We start from the raw sequence: 24,517 nt of genomic DNA on the forward strand, positions 1-24,517 counted from the left end.
GCACACCACGGGAAGCCTTATTCTCGAATAATTATGACTTCAGATTCGGGTTCACCAAGCGGCGTGTTGGGTAGTGACGCCTCCATCGGCAACGGGGAACTCACGGGGGCGCGTCCAATCGGTATTTTTGATTCAGGCGTGGGTGGGCTGACGGTGGCGCGATCCATCATCGACCAGCTCCCGAACGAATCAATCCTGTACGTCGGCGATACCGCAAACGGCCCTTATGGTCCGTTGCCCATTGCCGAGGTCCGCGCCAACGCGCTTGGCGTCATGGATGAACTGGTGGATTCCGGCGTGAAGTTGTTGACCATTGCGTGCAACTCAGCCTCCGCTGCTGTGCTCCGCGATGCCAGGGAACGCTACACCGCCCGTTACGGCATCCCGGTCATCGAAGTCATCCAGCCAGCAGTCCGGCGGGCAGTCTCGGCTACCCGTTCCGGCAGGATCGGCGTCATCGGAACTTCCGCTACGGTGGGGTCGAGAGCCTATGAGGACACTTTTGCTGCCGCCCCGGACCTCACCATAACGTCCGTGGCCTGCCCGGCATTCGTGGAATTTGTGGAAGCCGGAATCACCACAGGTCCGGACCTCTTGGCTGCTGCCAATGAATACCTCGAGCCCCTCAGGGTGGCCGGAGTGGATACCGTTGTCCTGGGCTGTACCCACTACCCGCTGCTGACCGGTGTCATTTCATTTGTCATGGGCGAGGACGTCACGCTGGTTTCCAGTGCTGAAGAGACGGCGAAAGATGTTTACCGCGCCTTGGCCAACCACGGCATCCAGCGGACAGAGACACGGGCACCCAGCCACGAATTCATTGCTACCGGTGATGCCACGCAGTTTGAGACCTTGGCCCGTCGCTTCCTGGGGCCCGAGGTCCTCTCCGTGAAGCATGTGGACCACGTCGCGGCCCAGTACCCAACAGGCAGCCTGGCTCGCATTACGCCCGAGATGCTGGAAGCGGCACGGTCGGGAGCAGGGCTGTCCCGCCGCTCGTACTTCGTCCAGCCGGAAAACACCCTCAGCCGCGGCACAACCATGGGACGTGACCTGTGAAGCTGACCATCGTGGGCTGCACAGGCTCCTTCCCCGGTCCCGGGTCGCCGGCTTCGTGCTACTTGGTGACAGCGCACGACGGTGAACGCGAGTGGAAAATCGTGATGGACCTGGGCAGCGGAGCCTTGGGCGCCATCCAGCGTTATACGGATCTGGAAGACATCGATGCGATCTTCCTCACCCACCTTCACCCCGATCACTGCATGGACCTTTGCGGCCTGCACGTCGCGGTCCGCTGGAAGCCCGGGGGATGGGGCCGGGATCGCCTGCCGGTTTGGGGTCCCGCAGCTACCGCGGACAGAATGGCCACGGCATATGGGCTGGACCTCGATCCCGGAATGCATGAGGAATTCGACTTCACCAACTGGACCGAACTCAAGCCGGTTTCGGTGGGTCCCTTCACGGTGACCCCCTTCGCCGTCAACCACCCCGTTGAAGAGGCCTATGCCTTGCGCGTCACGGCTACGGAGCCGGGCAAGGACGGCGTTCCCGTCACCAAGATCCTGACCTATTCGGGGGATACCGATTCCTGCCAGGGACTCGAAGACGCCGCGAGGGGCTCGGACTTGTTCTTGTGCGAGGCGGCGTTTGAGGAAGGCAGGGACGACGGCATCAAGGACGTCCACCTCACCGGCAAGCGCGCAGGTGAAGCTGCCATGAATGCCGGTGCCAAGAGACTTCTCCTGACTCACATCCCTGTATGGACTTCGCAGACCAAAGTGTTGTCCGAGGCCAAGCCGGTCTTCACCGGCGACGTCGCTGTTGCCGTTGCCGGGGTTCACTACACGATCTAGTTTCCCGGGTGTCTTAGGCTCCCGACGTCGGAGTGGTGCCGTCAGCTTGGCTAAGCTGGAACCATGACTTCTGAAGCTACAGCCACACCCGTTATCCGCGCCGACGGCCGGACCCCGGACCAACTGCGACCCATCAGCATCACCCGCGGCTGGTCCAAGCAGGCCGAGGGCTCGGCGCTGATCGAGTTCGGCAACACCCGGGTTCTCTGCACCGCTTCACTAACCGAGGGCGTGCCCCGCTGGCTCAAAGGCGAAGGCCGTGGGTGGGTCACAGCCGAGTACGCCATGCTTCCGCGCGCCACGAACACCCGTTCGGACCGTGAGTCAGTCAAGGGCAAGATCGGCGGACGCACGCACGAGATCTCGCGCCTCATTGGCCGCTCGCTGCGCTCCATCATCGACACCAAGGCACTGGGCGAGAACACGATCGTTTTGGACTGCGACGTCCTTCAGGCCGACGGCGGGACACGCACCGCAGCGATCACAGGAGCCTACGTGGCGCTTGCCGAAGCCATCCGTTTCGCCCGTGAGAACAAGCTCATTGCCCGCAATGCGGAGCCCCTGGTGGACACCATCGCGGCCGTCTCCGTTGGCATCATCGATGGCGTCCCGATGCTTGACCTCCCCTATGTGGAAGACGTTCGGGCCGAGACTGACATGAACGTGGTGGTCACCGGTTCGGGAAAGTTCGTCGAAGTTCAGGGCACGGCCGAAGGTGCTCCTTTCGATCGCGACGAGCTCAACGCCTTGCTGGATCTCGCCCTCCTGGGCACCACTCAGCTGTCCGCCATCCAGCGAGAGACGCTGGCGGAAGCCCCGTGAGCGGTACTCCGGTCGCGGGGGTCGCCCGCCTGGTCCTGGCAACGCACAACAAGGGCAAACTGAAGGAACTCCGCGAGTTGCTTCGGGGGCAGGTTCCAGGGCTCGACGTCGACGCGCAGGTGGTGGACGCAGCTGCGGCAGGTGCCCCGGATGTTGCCGAGACCGGTGTGACTTTTGCTGAGAACTCTCTCCTGAAAGCCCGGGCAGTAGCTGAGGCCACCGGTCTCATAGCCATTGCCGATGATTCCGGCCTCGCTGTTGATGTCCTGGGCGGAGCTCCGGGCATCTTCTCGGCCCGATGGTCCGGAACCCATGGGGATGACGCCGCCAACTTGAACCTGTTGCTGGCGCAGCTCTCCGACGTTCCGGACTCGTTCCGGGGGGCCGCGTTCGTTTGTGCTGCTGCTCTGGCGGTCCCGGGAGCGGACGGGATTGCCCGGGAGACCGTGGAGTACGGCCAGCTTGAGGGGACGCTCCTGCGCGAGCCTCGGGGCGAAGGTGGCTTTGGATACGACCCCGTGCTGCAACCCGCCGGGATGGACCGCAGCTGTGCCGAGCTTAGCTCTGAGGAGAAGAACGCCATCAGCCACCGCGGACAGGCGTTCCGTGCTTTGCTACCAGCGATTGTGTCTGCTCTCTCCGAGACCAACGCCACGTAGCTCTGGCTCTGCAGCTTTGTTCCACTAAAGCAAAAGGCACCCCGGTTTATACGGGGTGCCTTTTGCTGTATTGGTCTTTTAGCTGTCTGGGACTGTTGTCCTTGGAGGTGCTGCGGAGCCTCAGTGCTCGCTGGGCTTACCGCCCTCGTGCTCCTCGATGAACTCCTCTACAGGATCGGTGCCTTCGGCCACTGCCCTGCGCTTTGCCATAAATCCACGGCCGATTTCAATGAGAATGGGGATGACCGAGATCAGGACGATGACGATGAAGATGATATCGATGTTGTTGCCAACCCACTCGAACTGGCCAAGCCATGCGCCGAGCAGGGTTACACCGCCGCCCCAAAGGACTGCACCGATGACGTTGAAGAGGAAGAACTTGCGCTTGTCCATCTGCGCGACGCCCACAATCACGGGTACGAAAGTGCGGATGATGGGAACGAACCGCGCCAGAATCAAGGCCTTGCCGCCGTGCTTTTCGAAGAACGCATGGGCGCTCTCCACGTTTTCCTTCTTGAACAGCCGTGAATCCGGCTTATTGAAGATCGCAGGGCCGGCTTTGGACCCAATGAGGTAGCCGGTTTGGTTGCCGAGGATGGCAGCCACGATGATCATGGCGCACATGCCCCACAGATTGAACTCGATTGCGCCGGTGGAGACCAAAAGCCCCGCCGTGAACAGCATGGAGTCACCGGGAAGGAAGAACCCCACCAGGAGGCCTGTTTCTGCGAACACAATGGCGCAGACCAGGAGGACTACCCACGGTCCCAAAGGTGAATCGCGGAGGAAGACGTCAGGGTTCAGCCAGTCCGGCAGGAACGAAGCCATAGGCGGCGAAACCGGGCCCGCGCCCCCGAAAGTGGATACGGCAAGGTCGCTTATCGCAGAAAAGATCACCTATCAAGCCTACTTGACCGCCGTCGTCGTGTTATTCCTGCCAATCCCTTGACACTTGGTTTGTCGGTTGTATGGTTAGTTACATGAGTAATGAACCAGTAAGGCGGTGGTGCTCATGATTGATGACAGCAAGCCGATCTTTTTGCAGATCGCCGAGCTCATCGAAAACGGAATCGTGGACGGCGCCATGGCCGAAGAGTCGCAGGTACCTTCCACCAATGACTTTGCAGCTTTCCACCGCATCAACCCGGCGACTGCCGCCAAGGGCGTCAATCTGCTGGTGGATTCAGGAATTCTCTATAAGCGCAGGGGGATAGGGATGTTCGTTGCCACAGGAGCACGCGCCCAGTTGGTAGCACGCCGCACCGAAGAGTTCTTTGAGCAGTACGTCAAGCCGCTGGCCTTGGAAGCCCGAAAACTGGGCATCTCGCCAGAGCAGCTGACTTCCATGATTGAACGCAGCTCCGGGCTTGCACCGGAAACCGGGACAGAGAAGGAAAGGAGCGCGGCCCTGTGAACCACACCATCGTCGAGGCCCGTAACCTGATCAAGCGCTACAAAGACCTCAACGCCTTGGACAACGTAAACCTCAGCCTTACAGCGAACCGTATTTACGGCCTGCTGGGACGCAACGGGGCCGGCAAGACCACGTTGATGTCCATCCTCACCGCCCAGGCCTTCGCCACCTCCGGCGAAGCCCTCGTCTTCGGCGCCAACGCCTATGAAAACGACGCCGTACTGTCCCGGATCTGCTTCATCAGGGAATCACAGAAATATCCGGACGACTTCCAACCGCAGCATGCCTTCCGCTCCGCCGCGCTCTTCTACAAGAACTGGGACCAGGGTTTCGCCGACCGCCTCGCCGAAGACTTCCAGCTTCCCGTCAAGCGCCGGATCAAGAAGCTCTCACGTGGCCAGCTGTCCGCCGTCGGTGTGATCATAGGCCTCGCCTCGCGTGCCGAGCTGACATTCTTCGATGAGCCGTACTTGGGCCTGGACGCCGTGGCCCGGCAGCTGTTCTACGACCGCCTCGTGGAGGACTATTCCGAGCACCCCCGCACCATCATCCTTTCCTCGCACCTGATCGACGAGGTAGCGAACCTCCTTGAACACGTTGTGGTGATCGACCGGGGCACGATCATCATGGACGCCAATGCCGAAGAGATCCGAGGTTCTGCTGTCACCGTTTCAGGTTCGGCGGAAAAGGTGGACGCTTTCCTGGCAGGCCGCAGGATCCTGCACCGCGAAACGCTGGGGTCTTTGGCCTCCGTGACGGTGGACGAGGTGCTCAGCGGTCGCGAACGCACCGAAGCTCAGGAGTTGGGCCTGGAACTATCGCCGGTTTCATTGCAGCAGTTGGTGGTACGGAAGACCATGGCAGGGGCCGGCGCAACAGGAACAGGTAGTGGAGACTTCGCCAGAGACACGATGGAGGCAAGGCGATGAGCAGGACTCTGGCAGTTGCCCGGATGCAGCTGATCAACAAGTGGACGTACATCGGATGGCCATTGACCATCCTGGCGGCATCCTTCCTGATGTCGCTCGCCATCTTCGCACTCATCCCCGTCACCGAAGGGAAAAATGGTGGCGGGAGCCAGGCGCCCCTATGGTACTTCCTGGTTCTTGGCATCCAAAGCATGACCCTGGCGTTCCCCTTCTCCCAAGGCCTAAGCATCAGCCGACGGGCGTTCTACTTGGGAACCTTGGGCCTCTTCTCGCTCATCGCACTGGGGATGACCGTGCTCTACATGGTGGGTGGCGTCCTTGAAAAGGCAACCAACGGCTGGGGCGTCTACGGCTACTTCTTCAATATTCCGTGGGTCACGGATGGTCCCTGGTACTCCACCGCGGCGTTCTTCTTCGTGGTGATGATGTTCATGTTCATCATTGGGTTCTGGTTCGCAACCATCTTCAAGCGCTGGGGCACCTCTGGAACGCTGGTTTCAACCTTGGGAACAGCAATCGCCCTGATAGGCCTGGCCGCCCTCACCACCTTGTTACAAGGATGGGGGTACGTTGGAAACTGGTTTGCCCAGCAGACGCCGCTCAGCATCAGCGGGTGGGCTGCGGTCCTGTGCGTCGTTCTCGCAGCAGGTTCCTACACAACTCTGCGCAGGGCCACTCCGTAAGCACAGGAATGTCACGTTGACCACAATGTAGCCCGGAAGGGCCGCCCCGCCGCGCAAATCGGCAGGGGCGGCCTTTTCCGGCTGTAACCTTGTCCAGTGGCATTGGACTTTACGGCGATCGACTTTGAAACAGCCAACGGCTTCCGGGGGTCGCCGTGTTCGGTGGGCCTCAGCAAAGTCCGTGGCGGCGTAGTAGTGGAGGAAGCCTCCTGGCTCATGCGCCCGCCAGAGAACCATGATCATTTCGAGTTCCATAACACCCGAATCCACGGCATCCGTGCCGAGGACGTCGCCGGTCGCCCACGATTCGGGGAACTCTTCCCGGAGATCGGCGCCTTCATTGGCGACGACGTACTCGCCGCCCACAACGCAGCCTTCGACCTCGGCGTTATTCGCTCAGGACTCGAAGTCTCAGGCCTGGCCGGGCCGGCCTACGACTACGTGTGCACCGTGATGCTCTCCCGCCGCTGCTATTCACTGGTTTCGAATTCTCTGCCCTACGCCGCCGAGGAAGCCGGGGTTCCCCTGGTCAACCACCACGACGCTGCGGAAGACGCCCGCGCCTGCGCCGGCATTCTGGTAGACATCGCCAAGCGGAACAACGCCAACAGCATCGCTGAACTCTACCTTTCCCTTGGCCTGAACCTGCCGAAGCAACCCGCGTTCGATCCCGCGCTTGGCCTCTCCAAAGCGACTATGTCCGCGCTCGCGGCCAGGACCGGAAGCGCCGCCGAACGCACACTCGAACGTGCACTGGGCGTGGCGGGTGGCTTTCAGACCTGGCCGGAGGAGGGGCGCAACCCTTTGCCCAACCCGTCCGCGGAACCCGGACATCCGCTCTTCGGCCAGACCGTGGTGTTCACGGGAGACCTCGCCATCACCAGGCCGGAGGCCAAGTCACGGGCCGCAGACATGGGCGCGCGCCCCGAAAGCCGGGTAACTGCGCGAACTACTGTATTGATTGTTGGTGACGGTTTCGTGGCAGGCGACCTCCGCGCCGGCCGACTCACAGGGAAAGCCAAGCGGGTCCTGGAATTGCATGCCAAGGGCCAGCAAATCGAGGTTGTGTCTGAGGGAGAGTTCCTGCAGATGGTGGGCGGCGCATAGCTCCCCGGCAACACGGTCAGGTGGTCATACTGCGCCTATCCCGGTCACACTGCGCAACAAACCTACCCGCTGGGAGAACCGCACTCCTAGCCTTGGGGCATGACCAAACCAGCCCTTCCCCAAGCACCTGCGCGCCAGCCTGCCGCTGCGGCTACTCCTGCCGGCCCTGCTACTCGTGGCGGGGTGGATTGGCGGGCTGTGTTCGCCTTTCCGAACCCGGTCAACGAATACGCGGCCCGGATCACAGCCGGACTCGTGGTGGCGGTGGCCGTTGCCACCCTGTTGACCGGTTGGGCATGGGGCTTGGTGGCACTGGCTGTCGGTTTCTGGCTCCGCGTGCTCTTCGGGCCACGGATCTCCCCGCTCGCGCTTCTGTCAGTGAAGTTTTTGGCGCCACGGATCGGGCACGCCAAGCTCGTTGCCGGACCACCCAAGCGATTCGCGCAGGGCATCGGTGCTGCCTTGACGAGTGCCGCCGTCGTGCTGTTTTTCACCGGCTTTCAGCCCGCCGCCTGGATCCTGCTGGCACTGCTGATCGTGGCGGCGTCGCTGGAAGCGTTCGTGGGCTTCTGCCTCGGCTGCGCAATCTTTGGCTTCCTGCAGCGCCGCAACCTCATTCCCGAGGACGTTTGCGAGGCCTGCAACAACGTAACGCTCCGTCAGAGGTAGCTATTGCTTAGCCGGTGGTGACGGCCAGCAGTCTGTCCGCCATGCCGCGAATGACCTCCGGGGCTTCCAAGGCGTCGAGCCAGTCGGCCGGCAGGCAGTCTTCACCGTAGTAGGCACCCAGGATGTTTCCGGCAATGGAGCCTGTGGAGTCGCTGTCCCCACTGTGATTGATGGCCGCGGTTACTGCGTTGCGGAAATGCTCTGCCGGCGAGCTGCCGCTGGTGGCCAGCACGGCGTAAAGCCCGACGGCGAGTGCCTCCTCGGCGATCCACCCCTCACCAAGCGCTGTGGTCAGTTCTTCAGGGTCCAAGGGGGCTGGTTGCAGGGACAACTGCAGGGCAGCCTCCAGTCGTTCCGCCAGTTCGGGTGCCTTGGTGGGGACGCCGTTGACGTAGCTGAGGGCCTCAGTTGCGCCGGACCGGATGTCACTTCCGGCCACGATGTTGTGGATCAGCAAGCTGAACGCTGCTGCGCTGAGTCGCGCTGACGGGTGTCCGTGGGTCAATGAAGCAGCGTCCGAGCTGAGCTTGTAGACCGCTTCGCGTGAAATGTGGGGGACGAGCCCAAACGGGGCCGAACGCATCACGGTGCCGCAACCTTTGGAATCGGCATTGACCGGACGTGCAACTGTTCCCATCTGACCGGTCGCCAAACCGCTGAGGCAGGCGTTTCCGGGTGCGCGGCGGTGGCGCAGGACCTCCTGGGCATCGATCCACCGCGGTTGCGGCACAGGAGCGGAAGAGGCAACTGCAACGTCCTGCGTGGCGAGCCAGCGCAAGTAGGCCAGCCACAGGCAGGCAATCTCATCCGCGGCGACGCCATCATTGGCCCATTCGAGTGCTTCCACCAGGCCGTCAACGGTGTACAACGTCATTTGCGTGTCGTCAGAGAAGTGGATGCCGCCGTCGAGTTGGCCGAACGACGTCAGGCCGGAGGAACCATAGCGTGCGCGAATTGCGGCAATTGACTCGAATTCCACCGCATAACCCAGGGAATCACCCAGCGCTCCGCCCAGAAGCGACCCGTGAACTCGGGACTCGAAGGAAGGACTAGCGGGGGAATTCGGCTCAACACTCATGCCAGTAACTTACCGTGCCTGCGAACCTCCGCTGATATGGTGGGGAAGCTGCCCGGCACTGACAAAACTTGGAGAGACATTTTGCGTGAACCTGCTTGGCGACGGACAGGCAAGACCCCCGATTACAGGTTTTCTCTCGCCAATGAACGTACCTTCCTCGCGTGGATCCGCACCTCCTTGGCCTTGCTTGCCGGCGCGGTCGCTGTTGACCAGCTGGCTCCAAACATCGCTCCCACACCTGTCCGTCTGGTCCTGTGCGTGTTGCTGGCTCTGGTTGGTGCCGGGTTGGCCGTCCTTTCGTACCGCCGTTGGGGGCAGATGGAAGCCGCGATGCGCAATGATCAGGCGCTCCCGTTCTCCCGGGTCATGCTGTTCATGACCATTGTGGTTGCCGTGGCAGCGTTCGCCTTTGCGGTACTGATATTGGTGGCGCGGTAAGCATGGAGGCCCGCGATCCCGGGTTGCAGCCCGAGCGCACCACGTTGGCCTGGCGCCGGACGCTGATTTCCCTGGTGGTGGTGGACCTGTTCATTTGGCGGAGTTGGCTGACGTCCGAACCCTCCACGGGCAACCTCGTCGCAGGCCTTCCCGGGCTTGATTACCAAGGGATCTGCGCTCTCATGGCGGCCGCAGCCACCATCGTGTTGGCGTCCGTGGTGTGGGTTCGTTCCAGGCAACTCCATGCCGGAAACGAGGCAGCATCGGCGCGGCTCGTCCTGGTCAGCACCGTGGCCGTGGTGGGACTTGGTGCCACAGCCATCGCAGCCATCGCCGTGGGTGGTTAGGCTCGCGGACAGATAAGCTCGAAGACAGGATTCAGCAAGCGCCCAGACTCTGCTGGCAAAATGCTCAGTGGCTTTGAGCTTGCATAACCTCCTGCAGCGCAAGCGCCAAACACCAGCGTCCGCCGCGACGAAGCCGGTCATCCCGGTATCCACACCAACCGTAAGGACTCATTGGACATGACCTCTCCTGTACAGGCCACACCCGAAACTAAGCCGGGACTTCTTTCCCGGCTGTCGGCCGAAGCATTGGGATCGATGTTCGTGGTGGTTGTCGCGGCGGGAGTCGGGATTTTTTCAAATCCCGGTGCTGCGCCCTTGCCGGTAGCTCTTGCGACCGGCCTTGCGGTGACAGCAGCCATGCTGGCCTTCGGATATGTCTCGGGAGGCCATTTCAACCCTGTGATCACCCTAGGCAATCTGATCGCAGGCCGAATCCGGGCAGTGGCCGCCCTCGGCTACGTGGCGGCGCAAATCATCGGCAGCGTGGTTGGTGCTGCGTTGATCTACTTCGTGGTGAGCACGGTGCCGGTCCTTACCGACGCCAGGGCTGCATTCGACGTCGTTTCGCCGGGTTTTGGTGATCACGCTGCCGCCCAAACACAGCTGGCAGGAGTTCTGTTGGTCGAAATCCTTGGTGCGGCCCTCATTGTTGCCGTGTTCCTTGGTGCGACAGCCGGCCGCCGGGCCGTTCCGGCCATGGCACCCTTCGCCGTTGGCTTGGCAATGGCTGTCCTGCTTCAGCTCGGACAGGTACTGGGAAACCTTCCCTTCAACCCTGCGAGGGCAACGGCCCAAGCATTTTTCAGCTCGTCCTGGGCGTTTGAGGGTCTGTGGCTCTTCTGGGTGGCCCCGCTGATGGGCGCCGCGCTTGCCGGCCTTGCCTTCCGCGGCTTCCAAGGCCTGTCTACTACGGTCGCGGCTGAGCCGGACGACCTCCAAGGCGGCAGCGACGGGGTAAACGACTCCTTCGATGCCAACGACGAGCCGGTTGAGGACACTGAGGTCAAGGAATCCGCTGCGAAACCTGACATCGTCTCTTCCCGAACTGCACAGGCTGCGCCGGTTAATGACGACGCCCGGGACTTCTTCGACGGTAAAAAAGGCAAATAACCCCACGGGCTCGACGGCGGACGGCTCGCCTGCGCTTTATTGTCGGTGCCCCCGGTTAACTTGAGAATATGCGGTTACTTCACACTTCCGATTGGCACCTTGGCCGGTCATTCCACGGCGTTGGCATGCTTGACGCCCAACGAAACTTTGTGGACCAGTTGGTATCGCTGGTGGAATCCAAGTCCGTTGATGTCGTGCTGATCGCCGGAGACGTCTATGACCGCGCTTTGCCCGGACTGGATGTGGTCAAACTGCTTGATGACGCCCTAGTGCGCATCACGCAGGCGGGGGCCGCCGTGGTTTTGACCAGTGGCAACCACGACTCCGCCATCCGGTTGGGCTTTGCCTCCCGCCTGCTGGAACGAGGGGGAGTTCACCTCAGGACGCAGGTGGAGGAACTTGACGTACCAGTGTTGTTCCCCTTCGGAGAGGACGGGCATGGCAAGGACCGTGCGGGGATTGGCCAGGTGGCTGTCTACGGCATCCCCTACCTTGAACCCCGGCTTGTCGCTGAACGGTTGGGCGCTGAGAATGCCAACCATTTTGATGTCACCCTCGCCGCGGTGGACCGGATCCGGAAGGATGTTGAGAATCGCCGCGCAGCAGGACCCGTTTATCCGGTAGTTCTTGCCCATACCTTTGCCAGCGGCGGCATTACCTCGGAGAGCGAACGGGATCTGAGCATCGGTGGCTTGGGCGCAGTTCCACTGGATCTCTTTGAAAACTTCGCTTACACCGCACTGGGTCACCTCCACGGGCGGCAGGAGCTGGCCCCCAATGTCCGCTACTCCGGTTCTCCCTTGGCTTATTCATTTTCAGAAGCCAAGCACCACAAAGGCGCATGGCTTCTGGACCTTGACTCAGACGGTGCGATCGCTGTTGAGGAAGCTCTGTGGGATGCGCCCAAAGCACTGGCCACGTTGCGCGGAACGCTGGAGGAACTGCTGGGGGCTGAGGAGCACGCCTGGGCAGAGACTGCTTATTGCCAGGTCACCCTAACGGATCCACAACGGCCTGCGCAGGCCATGGAGAGGGTGCGCGCACGTTTCCCGGACACTTTGGTTCTCTCTTTCGATCCTCAAGGTGCCGAGGCGCGGGCGTCTACCAGTTACAGCAGTCGGCTCGCTGCGGCAGAAGATGACCTAGAAGTTTGCTGTGGCTTCCTGGAACATGTCAGGGACCGTGGTGCGAACCAAGCAGAAGAAGCCGCACTGCGCGAGGCACTTGAAGCCGTCCGGTTGCAGGAGGCCGAGCTGTGAGAATTCATCGTTTGGACATTGAAGCTTTCGGACCGTTTGCCACGCCCCAACACATTGACTTTGACCAGCTCAGTGCACAGGGCCTTTTCCTCCTCAACGGTGCTACAGGGGCTGGAAAGACCAGCATTCTGGATGCCATCTGTTTCGCCCTGTACGGGTCCGTTCCGGGAGTTCGCCAGGAAGGGAAGCGGCTGCGAAGCGACCACGCCGCGCCAGGCGCGGAGCCGCGTGTGGTCTGTGAATTCTCCGCGCGTGGCCGCCGTTTTGAAGTGACGCGATCTCCGGCGTGGGACCGGCCCAGCGCCCGCGGCCGCAATGGATTCACTACCCAGCAAGCCAAGACCCTCCTCCGGGAACGCGAAGCCGGGAGCTGGGAGGAAAAATCTTCCAGAAATGATGAGGTAGGTGCGGAGCTCTCGGACGTCCTTGGTATGGACCGGGAGCAGTTTACCCGTGTGGTCATGTTGCCACAGGGCGACTTCGCGGCTTTCCTGAGGTCCAAGGCCAACGACCGGCTGGACCTCCTTCAGAAATTGTTCGGCACACAACGATTTGAAGCCGTTGAACGCCAGCTGCTGAAACAAGCAGCCGAGGCCACCCGTGCCGTGGAGGAGAACGCTTCGGAGCTCAAGCTGTTGCTGGAACGGGTGGCCTCGGAGCAGGACCATCTGAATCTTCCTGCAGCTACCACTCCTGCCTCGGGGAAGGAGCCGAACCAGGACTCTGGACACGAGTCTGGATGGGGGCCTGGACAGGATCCAGAGGCCTGGCTGGCTGGCGTAGAGGCAGAAGTTAAAGCTGAATGGAAGCGTCGGCAGGATAAGGCTGCGGAGGCAGAGTCCGTGTCTACCCGCCTTTTGGAACAATTCCAGGAGGCTCAGGAGCGCTCGCTCAGGCATGGTCGGCTGGGCGCTGCGATGCAGCGGCGGGTGCTGCTCGAACTGGGAGCGCCCCGGGCAATGGAGAACAAGGAGACACTCGGAAAGCACCGGCGAGCCGCCGTTCTCAGCGGGCAACTGGAAGCAGTTGTTTCGACAGCGCGCAAGTTCGAAGCCGCCGCAGTGCGGGCTGCCGGCATCCGCGAGAAGGTCGGGGAAGCGGGCTTGGACGCCGCCACTACGGACGTCGCGCTGGAAACGGTCAAGGCCGTCTGCGCAGTCGTTGAGGCCAGGCTTTCCGATGAGCAGCGCTTGGAAGCCATCACGGACCGTCTGGCGACCATGCGTGGTGACTTGGCCGAGCACCAGGCTTCTGCCGGGGCTTCGGCCTCCGTGCTGGAACAGTTGCGCGTAGACGTGTCCACCGTGGAGTCAGAGATCCAGCCTCTGGAACCTTTGGCTGGCGAACTTACGGAACTGGAGCGGGAGGCTGTTGGTGCCGCCGAGCTGGTGGGGATTGTGGCCCGCCACGCAACTGCCAGCCGGGAGTTGGACGGAATTACCCGTGAGCATCTCCAGGCCAGGACGGCATCGCAGGACCTCCGGCAGAAGTGGCTTGATGTCCGGGAACTGCGTCTGGCCAACGCAGCCGGGGAGCTGGCTGCGGTGTTGGAGAGCGGCAAACCGTGCGCCGTTTGTGGAAGCGAAGAACATCCCAACCCCGCCGAAGCTGTGCAGACAGCACTCTCCCTCGCCCAGGAAGAGGAAGAAGCCAAGGAACGTTTTGAGGCCAGTGAAAAGGCCCTTGAGAGCATCGCTGAGCAGCTTTCCTCCGCAGCACAGGTGCTCGCCGGGTTGGTGGCGCAGGGCGGTTCAGTGGATGCTGCTGAAGCAGAGTCCAAGCGGGTTTCCGCCCATGAGGCTGCCTCGGCGGCACGCAAGGCGGCAGGGGAGTTGGAGAGGCTTCGCGCCCGGCACGAGGCCCTCAGCAAGCGAATCGCACTGGTGCAGCAAGAGCACGATGCTTCCGTGAATGCAGCGGCCCGGGCGTCGTCGGCAGTGCACCTGCTTCAGGAGCAATGTGCTGCCCTCGAAACAGAACTTGCCGGTTTGAAGGACGGCTTCCCCAGCCTTCGCGAACGGTTGGAAGCGCTCATGGCTGAGCGCGGGCTCCTGCAAGCAGCCGTGGATGCAGAGCGGGGACTGGAACAGGCAAAACAAGCCTGTGAAGACGCCGCCGCTTCCCTTGAAAAAGCACTGGCGGAATCCGGATTTGTTTCCGCCGACGAAGTCCGCCGGGAAATCCTCTCGCCGGCCGATGTTGTGGGCCTCGAAAAAGACCTGGCCGATTTCGAGGCTGAATCGTCCCGCTTGGATGAGCTGTTTGCCGGGGAGGACCTGGTCCTTGCTGCCAAGGAGGCCAGCGTGGGCGAACTCCCCTTGGCAGAGGATGAACTTGCTGAATCGAAGCTTCTGGCTTCCAACGCCGCGGACGATGCACGGGCCAAGGCATTGTCGGCTGGGCTTGCTGAAAAGTCCGCGGACACTGTCGCCAGGCTGGCGAAGGAGTACCGGACCCTGGCCCATGCCGGAAGGGAGCCAAGGAACCGGGCGCATATGCTGGCGGAATTGGCGGACTCCGTCAGGGGATCGGGCGACAACAACTACCGGATGAGCCTGAACACCTATGTCCTGGCAGCAAGGCTGGAACAGGTGGCCATTGCAGCTTCTGAGCGGCTCGTGGCCATGAGCGATGGCAGATACACGTTGCAACATACGGACGCCAAGGCTGCCAGAGGTGCAAAATCGGGCCTCGGTCTTGAAGTCGTCGACGAGTGGACTGGTCAGCGGCGGGACACTTCCACGCTATCCGGCGGTGAATCCTTCATGGCTTCGCTGTCTCTGGCGCTTGGCCTCGCCGATGTCGTCCAGCAGGAGGCCGGCGGAGTGGATATCGAGACACTGTTTGTTGACGAAGGCTTCGGCAGTCTGGATGAGCAATCCCTGGAGCAAGTGATGGACGCCCTTGAAGGACTGCGCGACGGCGGCCGGGTAGTGGGCCTTGTCAGTCACGTCGGGGAGATGAAGCAGCGAATCACCAACCAGCTGCAGGTGATCAAGGGCAGGCATGGTTCCAGCGTGCGGATTGCAGAAGCTGTTCCGGTCTGAGACGTATCCGATAGACTTAAGCCGTTACACCGGGTCGCGCGCATCGGGAGGAGGGACGATGCGCATTCTTTAGCGAACCCGGATTAATGGAAAAAACTTCTGTAGCTTCACAGCCTGCATCGCAGGCTCCCTCACGCCCCTCACGCTTGCCGGGCCGTTTCGCGCGGCTTCCCGAATTGGCGGGACCTGGCTTCCTGCCCTTGGGACTCTTCGCCAGGCTTCCCTTGGCCATGCTGACAGTGGGCACCCTGACCCTGGTCACAGCCGTCAGCCACTCCTACGCAATCGGGGGTATGGCGGCCGGAGCGGTCGGCATCGGCTCGGCCTTGGGTGCTCCCGTCCTGGGCTCTTTGGCCGATAGGGCCGGCCAACGGATTGTGCTGCTTATGGCAGCAGTCATCAACACCCTTGCCGTAGCGGGACTCCTTGCTGCTGCGTACCTCACCACTGGCTATGGTTCCGTGGGCGAGGCCGTTGGTGTTTTCATTGCAGCTTTCCTCGCTGGAGCCAGCTGTCCCCAGGTGGGTCCCATGGCCCGTGTTCGGTGGATGGCGCTGACTACCCGTAATCTATCCGCAGCCAACGGGGGCAGAAGTGTCGCCGCCAACCGGGCTGACCTGGACACCGCACTGTCCTATGAAGGCACCGCGGACGAGGTCACTTTCGTTCTGGGCCCTGCCCTGGTGGGTGTCCTGGCAAGCCTGGTGGCACCATGGTTGCCGCTCGCTTTGGCCGCTGTCATGACCATCACCTTGGTTCCTGCCTTCGCGCTCCATCCAAGCCGTCATGCGGTGGTGCCCGCACCCCGGAAGCCCCGTGCCGGCCTGAAGCCCTCCAGTGGACAAGATCCTTCCAGCGGCGATCAGCCTTCCAATGGACAAGAGCCTGCCGGTGGGCAATCCACGCAGGTGACTCAGCAGCGGCGCAACCGTTGGGCCGGTGCTGTGGTGGCCGTTCCGGTGGTGGCCATGGTGTGCATGGGTACCTTTTTCGGAGCCACGCAGAACGCGCTCAGTGCCTTCTCGGCGGAGTACGCCACGGCCGAGATCGCTGGTCTCCTGTATGCCGTCATGGGACTCAGTTCAGCTGCGGCGGCGCTGTCCGTAGCTTTTTGGCCGCAACGGTTCAGCCTGGCTTCCCGTTGGGTTGCCGCAGCGCTGGCGATGTCCGTTTTGTCGCTCCTGCTGCTTCTCCCGGCTGGTATTTGGCCCATGATCTTTGTCCTGCTGGTACTGGGCATTCCCGTGGGGCCGGTAATGGTCACTGTCTTCAGCATCGGCGGCGTGGTGGCTCCGGCCGGTCGCATGGCCACAGTGATGACGGCGCTCGCCAGTGGAATCGTGGCCGGAACAGCGTTGGGCTCCTACCTGGCCGGGCAATTGGCGCAAACGCAGGGACCGGGTGCGGCCTTCGTTGTTTCAATGGCTGCTGCGGCAGGACTGTTGCTGCTGGGTGTTCTTACGTCCTTGGTGATGAAGCGCCGGCCTCAGTCGTAGTGGAGTGCTCCTGCGAGTGAGACGGCCATGAGTTCCACCAAGCGGAGTGACCGTTCTTCATTGGGGTCGGCCAAATGCTGCATGCTGATGCCGTCAATCCCGGAAATGAACAAGCGTGTAATGTCCTCCAAGTTGGCAGGGACAGGTTCTCCGGCGGCTTCGGCGGCGGCACGGAAAAGCTCCAGTGTTGAGCTGACCCAGCCGTCGTACATGGAACGGTTCATGAGCAAGGCCTGGGGCTGGTCTTCGGTCTCTACACGGAATCGCCGGAGCAGCAGTTCAAAGGTAGTGACCTGCTCATGCGGGTTCTCCAGCATGCGGCTCCAGATGCGTCGTGCATGGGCGCCCACAATGTGGCGTAATCCCATTCCGGGATCGGCCACGGGCTCCAAGGCCTTGGCGTAGTCCCTGCTGAGGAAGTTGTAGACCTCTTCAAGCAGTTCGTCCTTGCTCCGGAAGCAATAATGCAGTGCGGCAAGCGGGGCATCGGCTTCAGTGGCGATTCGTCGCGTGGTTGCAGAGGCGAGGCCGTCCTGGGCGATCACCCTTGCCGCGGCTTCGACGAATTGCAGCCGCCTTTCCTCGGCGGGAACCCTGGCCATTCATTCACCTTCTTCTTTTTCACACGGTCTCATCGATCCTAGGCGCTATCCGACGTGGCGTCCGTGCGACCGTGCCGGGGGCGGAGAACTCCTCGAAAGAAATTTTACGCCAAACCTAGTCAAGTGACCCAGTCAAGCGACATACTTCTTTCAGGAACGTTGTCTGCATCACATTCAGATGCGGTGAACTGAGGAGAACCGATGGAAGATTTCGCTGATCTGGTGATCATGAATGCCTCGGTCCACACCATGGACCCGGCGGCACCACATCGCAAAAGCGACGCCGTGGCCGTCAAGGGCGGCCGCATTGCCGCGCTGGGCTACAAAGAAGTGAGTCAGTGGATCGGGCCCGCCACACGCGTCATCGATGCCGCGGGCGGTGCTGTCATTCCAGGCATCAACGACGCGCACCTGCACTTCGTTTCAGCGGCCATGGCCGCCTTTGGCTATGTGCGCTTGGAGCCGGCCGTGGCCCCTGACTGGGCGGCCGTGGTCGACGTCGTGGAGGCAGCGCCAGCGGGGGAGGACGACTGGGTGCGTGCCCATGGCTGGGACGAAGCCCTGCTGGGACCGGCGCAGGGGTTCCTGCTCGACGCCAGGCCGGACACGCCCGTGGTGGCCTTTGACAGCACAGGGCATCAGTTGTTGGCCAACAGGGAAGCCCTGAGAAGGGCCGGTATTGACGCCGCAACACCGGACGTTGACGGGGGTGTTATATCGAGGGCTTCCTGCGGCAGCCCTACCGGCCTGCTGCAGGACGGAGCCATGGAACTTCTCTCGCGGGCAATGCCACCGGTGCCTCGATCCACCCTGCAGCCCGCCCTGCTCGCATTGCAAGAGCACCTGCATTCGCTGGGTATCACCTCGCTCACCGATCCAGGCCTGGGTCCGGCAAGCGCGGGACTCATGGATGGCGCAGGTTCGACGGCGGCACTTGAGTTACTGGGCGACCTCGCCGAGTCGAACCAACTGACGCTGCGTATCAATGTCCTGATGCTCTTCGCGGGAACCGGGGGAGCTAATGCCCATGCGGTTGAGGCAGGCCTGCACAGCGGACTGGCGGCTGCGTACACGAACCGCGGCATCAATCCGGAGCAGTTGCGGATCGCGGGCGTCAAGATCTTTGCCGATGGCATTCCCCGCAGCGGCACCGCGTGGATGAGCGAGCCCTACGGCAAGGCGTGCACACACGGCAGCCTGGTGATCCAAGGGGCCACCGACGCCCAGCGGGTCGCGGAACTGCAAAGAATACTGGGGCTGATCAATGACGCCGGGTTGCAAGCAGGAGTGCACGCCACCGGCGACGCAGCCACTGCAGCCGCAGTTGAAGCGATCGTCGCAGTGGCTGACGGTCCCGCAAAAGTTCCACCATCATCAGGGAACCGCCACTACATCATTCATGGTGCCTTCGGTGATCCCGGGACGCTTCACACCATGGCTACGCACGGCATTGGCTACAGCACCAACCCCCTCATCCGCCAAGAGGCCGGGGACATCATGCGCCAGGTTCTCGGTGAGGATCGCTTCTCCCGCCATCAGCCCCTGCATTCAGCGTTGGGAGCCGGAGTTCGTTTCAACCTTGCCTCCGATGCTCCCGTCACCGGTACCGATTGGCGGCGCACGGTGGTGGCAGCCGTGCGACGGGCCACTCGTTCCCAGCCGGGCAATCCGCGGGATCCGGAGCGGATTACCGGATTGCAGGCATTGGCTGCCATGACCACCAACGCTGCCTGGCAGGACCATGCGGAGCACTTCAAGGGTGCTTTGACACCGGGCATGACAGCAGATTTGTGCTTGCTGTCCAACCCCTGGCCGGTGGATGAGGACATGGAAAAGCTCCTCGACACGGAGGTCAAGCTCACCCTGAGCGGTGGCCGCATAGTCCACCAGTCGGCATAGTCCACCAGTCCGCGTAGTCCACCAAGCAACCAGCTAGAACATTCCCTTCCAACCATTCGTGATTCAAGGAGCACCATGCGACGCACTATTCCCTTGGCCCTGGCCGCAGTTTTGTCCATGACGTTGGCCGCCTGCGGTGGCGGCTCGGGCCCGGCCGCCGCCCCCGCAGCCGACGGGACCACCACCCTGAAGGTGGGCACCATTGGCATCGGGTCGGACGCCGGTATCCGCCTCGCAGCTGACAAAGGCTACTTCAAGGAACAGGGTCTCAACGTCGAGATTTCTGTCATTGCCAACCCACCGGCCGGCATTGCAGCTGCACAGAGCGGTCAGATTGATCTCACCTACACTCCCTCCATCCCGCTGTTGAATGCGTTGAGCCAGAACGTGCCGCTCAAGATCATCGCCGCAGCCGACGGCTACAAGGACGGTGCCAGCGAAGGGGCGGACCTCAACCGTGTAGATGACACCGGACTGCTGGTTCAGCAGGCCTCGGCCATCAACAGGCCCAAGGACCTGGAAGGAAAGAGCGTCAGCGTGCCCGCGCGCAAAGCACAGTTGGAGGTCACGGTCAGCAAACTCGTCAAGGACGACGGCGGCGATCCTGCCAAGGTGAACTGGATGGTCCTTGATCCGTCCTCGGCACTCCAATCACTTAATTCCGGACGGGTGGACGCCGCATCGCTTGTTGCTCCGTTCACGTCCAAGGCCGCCGCGGAGGGCAACAGGCTCCTGGCCTCGCCCGGCGTCGAGTTCTTTGAACAGGGCGCGATTGGCCTCTGGGTCGCCGGGGCGAACACGGTGAAGTCCAAAGAGAAGGCGTTGGAGGGTTTCAAGGCCGCCATCTACAAGGCGAACGCTTACGCCAACGGCCACGTCGACGAAGCGCAGCAGCTTAGTGCCGAGATCACCAAGACTCCGCTGGACGTCGTTAAATCCGGTGCTGTGAACTACTGGCCGGAAGAGGTCCGCCTTGAAGACATCGAGCGCGCCAACAAGAATCTTGCCGACCTCGGATTCCTGAGTGCGCCTGTGAAGCTGCCGGCTGACGTTATCTTCGGGAAGTAGCCCGGAAGCGACATGGGAGATTCATCATGAAAGCATCCATCCGCCCTTATGCGTTCAGTGCCTTGGGCATCGCCGGAGCCTTGGTCATCTGGCAGGTTCTCGCTACTGCCCAGGTGGCAGGAAACGCCCTGCCGTCGGCCACCACGGTGTTCACTACACTCGCGACAATTCTGGGCACAGGCACTTTCTGGTCCGCTCTTGGCGCCACCATCGGCATCGCATTGCTCGCGCTGGCTCTGGCGGCGTTGGCGGGAGTAGTCCTCGGGTTGCTCATAGGCAGCTTCGAATCCGTCCGGTACGCCACCTTGGCGGTGTTGGAATTCCTGAAGCCCGTCCCGCCCATCGTTATCCTTCCCCTCGCGGTGCTGGTGCTTGGTCCCACTGCTGAGATGGCGCTCTTCCTGGTGGTCTTCGGGTGTTTGCTCCCTATCGTGATGCAGACAGTGGATGGTGTTCAGGGGACCGACCCCGTGGCACGGGATACTGCCCGCTCCTACGGCATGGGCGAGGGAGAAATCCTGGCACGCGTGGTTTTGCCCAGTGCCATGCCCTACATCGGTACGGCCATGAGGTTGGCAGCTCCTGCCGCCCTGGTGGTCACGGTAGTTGCAGGCCTCCTTGGCGGCGGCCCGGGACTGGGCCAAACCATTTACCAGGCACAAGCGGCAGGTGACTACGCCAGTCTCTACGGATTGGTGATTGTCCTCGGCGTCCTGGGTCTGTTATTCCAAGGTGCCACTAGGCTGGCCGAACGCCGGGTCCTGCATTGGCATGAGTCCTACCGGGAAGTGGTGCCTTGATGAGAAACGTCGCAATACGAAACTGGGTAATCGGTACGGGCACTCCGGTGCTGCTGTTGGCGGCCTGGTGGTTCCTTTCCGCCAACTCCACAGATCCTTTTTTCCCGCCGCTGGAAACCATCCTCATCCGTTTCCAGGAGCTGTGGCTGTTTGACCACTTCCAGTCCGATGTCCTCCTTAGCTTGGGAAATCTGTTCCTGGGCTTCGCCATCGCAGCGGTGGTTGGGGTCGCAGTGGGGTTCGCCACTGCGTTGGTGCCTCCGGTCCGCTGGATGATAGATCCGTTGATCCACTTCCTCCGCGGTATTCCCCCTGTGGCGCTGGTGCCGATCTTCATCTCGCTCATCGGTTTCGGTACCCAAATGCGCGTGACCAGCATCGCCTTGGCGGCATTGTTTCCCACCATGATCGCCACCGTGGACGGCATCCGGAGCGTCAGCAACGATCTCATGGACGTTGCCAGGGTTTACCGGCTGAGTCGAAAGGAGCGCGTGTTCAATGTCCTGTTGCCGGCGGCGATGCCCCAGATCTTCTCAGGACTGCAGGTGAGCCTTCAGGTGGCCTTTATCGTGATGATCGCCAGCGAGATGCTGGGCAGTTCGCAGGGTATCGGTGCCATGACCTTACTGGCACAGCAGAGCTTCATGACCGCTGACATGTGGGCAGGCATCCTGCTCCTGGGTGTTATCGGATTCCTGGTCAACATCCTTTTCAGCCTGCTCAAGCGCAAGGTTCTGTCCTGGTACATCGGATCCCGTCGCATGGCGCGTGCAGCATGAGCGCCCGGCCGGCCCCGCCCCTTCCCCTCCGAAACAGAAAGTCCACCATGGCACAGCAACCAGAAACCCGCATCAGTGCGACCACACCGCGGTTGGACGTGGCGCATCTCGCCAAGACCTACGGCAGCGGCGAAAAATCACACACAGTGATCGAAGACCTCACCTTCACCGTGGATGCCGGCGAAGTTGTCTGCATCGTCGGTCCATCAGGGGTTGGAAAGACCACACTTCTCAAATGCTTGGCAGGGCTTCATCCGGCAAGCAGCGGACGGGCAGCCATTGACGGGCGAACCATCAGCGGACCGCCTCCGGAGATGGCTCTGGTATTCCAGGACTACAACCGTTCGCTCATGCCATGGCTCACTGTCCGGAAGAACCTGGTCCTTCCGCTGCGGCACCTTAAGTTGCCGGCAGCGGAACTGAAGGAGCGCTGCGACAGTGCCCTGGCCGCCGTCGGTCTGTCCCACGCCGACAACCAGTATCCGTGGCAGTTGTCCGGCGGCATGCAGCAACGCGTGGCGATCGCCCGTGCGCTGGCGTATCGGCCGGAGATCCTCATCATGGACGAGCCTTTCGCCTCAGTGGACGCGCAGACCCGGTTTGACCTGGAGGATCTGTGCCTGAAGATCCGAAAGGACTTCAACATGACCATTTTGGTGGTGACCCACGACATCGATGAGGCTGTGTACCTTGCGGACCGCGTAGTGGTCCTCGGTTCCCGGCCCGCCCGCGTACTCAAGGTGGTGGACGTGGACCTGCCGGCGCCACGGGATCAAATCACTACACGTTCTTTGCCGGACTTCGCCCGGCAGCGCACCGAAGTGCTGTCCCTTATCAAGAGGCCCGCATGACGGCGCAGCAACCGGCAGCGGCCAACCGCCGGCCCAATGTCCTGTTCATCATCGCGGACCAGCTCCGGGCAGACCACCTTGGCTTCGGCGGAAACGCCACTGTCAAGACTCCAAACCTGGATGCGCTCGCATCCAAGAGCGTAGTTTTCGAGAACGCCACGGTGGCCAACCCCACATGCATGCCCAACCGTGCCAGCCTGATGACCGGCCGGTGGCCTTCGGCCCACGGCACGCGCTGCAACGGCATCACCCTTGATCCGCTGACGCAGACAGTTCCAGGCTCCCTGGGGGCGGGCGGCTACCACACGGTGGGCGTGGGGAAGCTGCATCACCAGAACATGGGCTGGGAGTTTGAGCCACACCAGGCCGAGGAGATTCGGGCTACGGACCCCCTGTTGTTGGACGCCGGTGTCAGCGATGCCCGCCGTCGGAGCTTTGCTCCGGGCTGGGATCAGTGGGAGAACCGCGACGCTCACGATGCCCGTTTCATACCGCTCCCCGCCGACTACTACGGATACAAGCACGTGGACCTTGTGATCGGCCATGGTGACCGGCCAGGCGGCCACTACGTCCATTGGGCACGGGAACGCGGCGTTGACCCCGAATCGCTGGGAGGTCCGGGAAATTCGTCCAGCACGTACGGCGGCTGGGACCAGGTGTATCAGACGGCTATCCCGGCTGATGTGCACCCCACGAGTTATGTGAGTGAGAAGGCAATCGAGCACCTGAAGGATGCCGCGGGCCAGGACCAGCCCTTCTTCATGTTCGTGTCCTTCCCGGATCCTCATCATCCGTTCTCGCCTCCGGCAGGCTATTCAGACCTTTACCATCCGGAGGACCCGCCGCTCCCGCTTGGCTTTGAGCAGGACCATGCTGCCTCACCTGACCACGTCCGGAACATGATGGAGCACCGCGGTGAGCCGAACATGGACCCCACCATGACGTGGGCGGCTACAGAGGAACAATACAGGTTCGCGGCGGCCGCCCAATATGGCCTGATCACCATGATGGACGAGCACATTGGCCGGATCCTGGATGAGCTGGACCGTCAAGGACTGGCCGAGGACACCATCGTGGTGTTCACCAGCGATCACGGTGATCTCTTTGGTGACCACGGGCTCATGCTGAAGCATTTTGTCCACTATCGCGCGGTGACCAACGTCCCGTTGCTGGTGCACCTTCCCGGGACCTCACCACGGCGTACAGGGGCCTTGGTTTCCAGCGCGGATTTGGCCCCGACGCTTCTGGAGCTCACCGGTTCCAAAGGGTACAGGGGAATTCAGGGTCGTTCCATTGTGCCTCTGCTGCACGGGGACACCGATCATCATCGGGACGCGCTCTTGGTGGAGGAAGAACAACCATTTGGCTTGGACGGACTGCCGGGACCAGTCCGTATGCGGACGGTCATCACAGTTGAGGGGAGGCTGACCCGCTACTTCGGCGCAGGGATTGCCGAGCTTTACCATCACGGCGAAGACCCTGGGGAGCTGGTCAACCGTGCCGGCGATCCCGCCTATGCCGGATTGGAAGAGCGGCTGTTGCGAACCATGGTGGACGAGATGGCGGCCCTCGCGGACCAGGGCACGGCACCAACGGCGGCGGCTTAG

The 24,517-nt window shown here is 62.0% G+C and carries 24 protein-coding genes; 21 read left to right on the top strand and 3 right to left on the bottom strand.

Annotated features, from left to right (window positions below):
- The first annotated feature begins 33 nt into the window (after window positions 1–33).
- From murI to rdgB, 4 genes are all read left to right on the top strand, one after another.
- A complete protein-coding gene (gene murI / locus J7I86_RS10130; RefSeq protein WP_396019861.1) occupies window positions 34–1,059 on the top strand; it encodes a glutamate racemase in 1,026 nt (341 codons plus the stop codon).
- On the top strand, window positions 1,056–1,853 hold the full coding sequence (locus J7I86_RS10135; protein ID WP_214819357.1) for an MBL fold metallo-hydrolase: 798 nt from the start codon (window positions 1,056–1,058) through the stop codon (window positions 1,851–1,853). The genes murI and J7I86_RS10135 overlap by 4 nt, the downstream gene beginning before the upstream one ends.
- A 63-nt stretch (window positions 1,854–1,916) precedes the next feature.
- Window positions 1,917–2,675, top strand: a complete 759-nt coding sequence (gene rph, locus J7I86_RS10140; RefSeq protein WP_011775233.1) for a ribonuclease PH — start codon at window positions 1,917–1,919, stop codon at window positions 2,673–2,675.
- Complete coding sequence (gene rdgB / locus J7I86_RS10145) at window positions 2,672–3,334, top strand: RdgB/HAM1 family non-canonical purine NTP pyrophosphatase (RefSeq protein WP_214819359.1); 663 nt, start codon at window positions 2,672–2,674, stop codon at window positions 3,332–3,334. Before rph ends, rdgB begins: the two co-directional genes overlap by 4 nt.
- Before the next feature lie 120 nt (window positions 3,335–3,454).
- Here the strand turns inward: rdgB and J7I86_RS10150 are convergent, their stop codons facing one another.
- Window positions 3,455–4,216, bottom strand: a complete 762-nt coding sequence (locus J7I86_RS10150) for a VTT domain-containing protein (protein WP_214819659.1) — start codon at window positions 4,214–4,216, stop codon at window positions 3,455–3,457.
- A 130-nt stretch (window positions 4,217–4,346) separates the two neighbouring features.
- Between J7I86_RS10150 and J7I86_RS10155 the strand changes: the two genes are divergently transcribed.
- The 5 genes from J7I86_RS10155 to J7I86_RS10175 all read left to right on the top strand — a co-directional run bounded on the left by J7I86_RS10155 (window position 4,347) and on the right by J7I86_RS10175 (window position 8,136).
- A complete protein-coding gene (locus J7I86_RS10155; protein ID WP_214819361.1) occupies window positions 4,347–4,748 on the top strand; it encodes a GntR family transcriptional regulator in 402 nt (133 codons plus the stop codon).
- On the top strand, window positions 4,745–5,677 hold the full coding sequence (locus J7I86_RS10160; protein ID WP_214819363.1) for an ABC transporter ATP-binding protein: 933 nt from the start codon (window positions 4,745–4,747) through the stop codon (window positions 5,675–5,677). Before J7I86_RS10155 ends, J7I86_RS10160 begins: the two co-directional genes overlap by 4 nt.
- The gene (locus J7I86_RS10165) at window positions 5,674–6,360 is read left to right on the top strand and encodes a hypothetical protein (protein WP_214819365.1); all 687 of its coding nucleotides are present in this window, start codon (window positions 5,674–5,676) and stop codon (window positions 6,358–6,360) included. Before J7I86_RS10160 ends, J7I86_RS10165 begins: the two co-directional genes overlap by 4 nt.
- 96 nt (window positions 6,361–6,456) lie before the next feature.
- Window positions 6,457–7,467, top strand: a complete 1,011-nt coding sequence (locus tag J7I86_RS10170; RefSeq protein ID WP_214819367.1) for an exonuclease domain-containing protein — start codon at window positions 6,457–6,459, stop codon at window positions 7,465–7,467.
- A 99-nt stretch (window positions 7,468–7,566) separates the two neighbouring features.
- Window positions 7,567–8,136, top strand: coding sequence for a DUF4395 domain-containing protein (locus tag J7I86_RS10175; RefSeq protein ID WP_214819369.1), 570 nt, complete (start codon window positions 7,567–7,569; stop codon window positions 8,134–8,136).
- A 7-nt stretch (window positions 8,137–8,143) separates the two neighbouring features.
- Here the strand turns inward: J7I86_RS10175 and J7I86_RS10180 are convergent, their stop codons facing one another.
- Entirely contained in the window at window positions 8,144–9,214 is a 1,071-nt protein-coding gene (locus J7I86_RS10180; RefSeq protein WP_214819371.1) for an ADP-ribosylglycohydrolase family protein, read from the bottom strand.
- A gap of 36 nt (window positions 9,215–9,250) precedes the next feature.
- On the opposite strand from J7I86_RS10180, the gene J7I86_RS10185 reads away from it, so the two are divergent.
- The 6 genes from J7I86_RS10185 (at window position 9,251) to J7I86_RS10210 (ending at window position 16,911) form a co-directional block, all read left to right on the top strand.
- Window positions 9,251–9,652 (top strand): YidH family protein, encoded by a 402-nt coding sequence (locus J7I86_RS10185; protein ID WP_024817248.1) that lies wholly within the window; start codon window positions 9,251–9,253, stop codon window positions 9,650–9,652.
- Window positions 9,653–9,654: 2 nt separating this feature from the next.
- Window positions 9,655–9,999 (top strand): DUF202 domain-containing protein, encoded by a 345-nt coding sequence (locus J7I86_RS10190; RefSeq protein WP_214819373.1) that lies wholly within the window; start codon window positions 9,655–9,657, stop codon window positions 9,997–9,999.
- A 177-nt stretch (window positions 10,000–10,176) separates the two neighbouring features.
- On the top strand, window positions 10,177–11,109 hold the full coding sequence (locus J7I86_RS10195) for an MIP/aquaporin family protein (protein ID WP_214819375.1): 933 nt from the start codon (window positions 10,177–10,179) through the stop codon (window positions 11,107–11,109).
- A 68-nt stretch (window positions 11,110–11,177) separates the two neighbouring features.
- Window positions 11,178–12,368: an exonuclease SbcCD subunit D gene (locus J7I86_RS10200; RefSeq protein WP_214819377.1), complete on the top strand. Its 1,191-nt coding sequence runs from the start codon at window positions 11,178–11,180 to the stop codon at window positions 12,366–12,368.
- Complete coding sequence (locus tag J7I86_RS10205) at window positions 12,365–15,415, top strand: AAA family ATPase (protein ID WP_214819379.1); 3,051 nt, start codon at window positions 12,365–12,367, stop codon at window positions 15,413–15,415. The genes J7I86_RS10200 and J7I86_RS10205 overlap by 4 nt, the downstream gene beginning before the upstream one ends.
- A gap of 86 nt (window positions 15,416–15,501) precedes the next feature.
- Window positions 15,502–16,911: an MFS transporter gene (locus tag J7I86_RS10210; RefSeq protein WP_214819381.1), complete on the top strand. Its 1,410-nt coding sequence runs from the start codon at window positions 15,502–15,504 to the stop codon at window positions 16,909–16,911.
- On the opposite strand, the gene J7I86_RS10215 is transcribed toward J7I86_RS10210, so the two are convergent.
- Complete coding sequence (locus J7I86_RS10215; RefSeq protein WP_214819383.1) at window positions 16,902–17,513, bottom strand: TetR/AcrR family transcriptional regulator; 612 nt, start codon at window positions 17,511–17,513, stop codon at window positions 16,902–16,904. The genes J7I86_RS10210 and J7I86_RS10215 overlap by 10 nt on opposite strands.
- Before the next feature lie 201 nt (window positions 17,514–17,714).
- Here J7I86_RS10215 and J7I86_RS10220 point away from each other — a divergent pair, with 201 nt between their 5' ends.
- The 6 genes from J7I86_RS10220 (at window position 17,715) to J7I86_RS10245 (ending at window position 24,517) form a co-directional block, all read left to right on the top strand.
- Window positions 17,715–19,412, top strand: coding sequence for an amidohydrolase (locus J7I86_RS10220; RefSeq protein WP_214819385.1), 1,698 nt, complete (start codon window positions 17,715–17,717; stop codon window positions 19,410–19,412).
- Between the two features lie 75 nt (window positions 19,413–19,487).
- Window positions 19,488–20,480 (top strand): ABC transporter substrate-binding protein, encoded by a 993-nt coding sequence (locus J7I86_RS10225; protein WP_214819387.1) that lies wholly within the window; start codon window positions 19,488–19,490, stop codon window positions 20,478–20,480.
- Window positions 20,481–20,506: 26 nt separating this feature from the next.
- On the top strand, window positions 20,507–21,280 hold the full coding sequence (locus J7I86_RS10230; RefSeq protein WP_214819389.1) for an ABC transporter permease: 774 nt from the start codon (window positions 20,507–20,509) through the stop codon (window positions 21,278–21,280).
- Window positions 21,280–22,059: an ABC transporter permease gene (locus J7I86_RS10235; RefSeq protein ID WP_214819391.1), complete on the top strand. Its 780-nt coding sequence runs from the start codon at window positions 21,280–21,282 to the stop codon at window positions 22,057–22,059. The genes J7I86_RS10230 and J7I86_RS10235 overlap by 1 nt, the downstream gene beginning before the upstream one ends.
- Complete coding sequence (locus J7I86_RS10240) at window positions 22,056–22,910, top strand: ABC transporter ATP-binding protein (protein ID WP_214819392.1); 855 nt, start codon at window positions 22,056–22,058, stop codon at window positions 22,908–22,910. Before J7I86_RS10235 ends, J7I86_RS10240 begins: the two co-directional genes overlap by 4 nt.
- Entirely contained in the window at window positions 22,907–24,517 is a 1,611-nt protein-coding gene (locus tag J7I86_RS10245) for a sulfatase (protein ID WP_214819394.1), read from the top strand. The genes J7I86_RS10240 and J7I86_RS10245 overlap by 4 nt, the downstream gene beginning before the upstream one ends.

The organism is Arthrobacter sp. ISL-95 (genome assembly GCF_018613695.1).
GTDB lineage: Bacteria > Actinomycetota > Actinomycetes > Actinomycetales > Micrococcaceae > Arthrobacter.

Coding starts and splice junctions, on each gene's coding strand:
- murI (WP_396019861.1), top strand. CDS start 34: ATGACTTCAGATTCGGGTTCACCAAGCGGCGTGTTGGGTAGTGACGCC.
- rph (WP_011775233.1), top strand. CDS start 1,917: ATGACTTCTGAAGCTACAGCCACACCCGTTATCCGCGCCGACGGCCGG.
- J7I86_RS10155 (WP_214819361.1), top strand. CDS start 4,347: ATGATTGATGACAGCAAGCCGATCTTTTTGCAGATCGCCGAGCTCATC.
- J7I86_RS10165 (WP_214819365.1), top strand. CDS start 5,674: ATGAGCAGGACTCTGGCAGTTGCCCGGATGCAGCTGATCAACAAGTGG.
- J7I86_RS10175 (WP_214819369.1), top strand. CDS start 7,567: ATGACCAAACCAGCCCTTCCCCAAGCACCTGCGCGCCAGCCTGCCGCT.
- J7I86_RS10180 (WP_214819371.1), bottom strand. CDS start 9,214: ATGAGTGTTGAGCCGAATTCCCCCGCTAGTCCTTCCTTCGAGTCCCGA.
- J7I86_RS10185 (WP_024817248.1), top strand. CDS start 9,251: ATGGTGGGGAAGCTGCCCGGCACTGACAAAACTTGGAGAGACATTTTG.
- J7I86_RS10190 (WP_214819373.1), top strand. CDS start 9,655: ATGGAGGCCCGCGATCCCGGGTTGCAGCCCGAGCGCACCACGTTGGCC.
- J7I86_RS10195 (WP_214819375.1), top strand. CDS start 10,177: ATGACCTCTCCTGTACAGGCCACACCCGAAACTAAGCCGGGACTTCTT.
- J7I86_RS10200 (WP_214819377.1), top strand. CDS start 11,178: ATGCGGTTACTTCACACTTCCGATTGGCACCTTGGCCGGTCATTCCAC.
- J7I86_RS10210 (WP_214819381.1), top strand. CDS start 15,502: ATGGAAAAAACTTCTGTAGCTTCACAGCCTGCATCGCAGGCTCCCTCA.
- J7I86_RS10215 (WP_214819383.1), bottom strand. CDS start 17,513: ATGGCCAGGGTTCCCGCCGAGGAAAGGCGGCTGCAATTCGTCGAAGCC.
- J7I86_RS10220 (WP_214819385.1), top strand. CDS start 17,715: ATGGAAGATTTCGCTGATCTGGTGATCATGAATGCCTCGGTCCACACC.
- J7I86_RS10225 (WP_214819387.1), top strand. CDS start 19,488: ATGCGACGCACTATTCCCTTGGCCCTGGCCGCAGTTTTGTCCATGACG.
- J7I86_RS10230 (WP_214819389.1), top strand. CDS start 20,507: ATGAAAGCATCCATCCGCCCTTATGCGTTCAGTGCCTTGGGCATCGCC.
- J7I86_RS10235 (WP_214819391.1), top strand. CDS start 21,280: ATGAGAAACGTCGCAATACGAAACTGGGTAATCGGTACGGGCACTCCG.
- J7I86_RS10240 (WP_214819392.1), top strand. CDS start 22,056: ATGAGCGCCCGGCCGGCCCCGCCCCTTCCCCTCCGAAACAGAAAGTCC.
- J7I86_RS10245 (WP_214819394.1), top strand. CDS start 22,907: ATGACGGCGCAGCAACCGGCAGCGGCCAACCGCCGGCCCAATGTCCTG.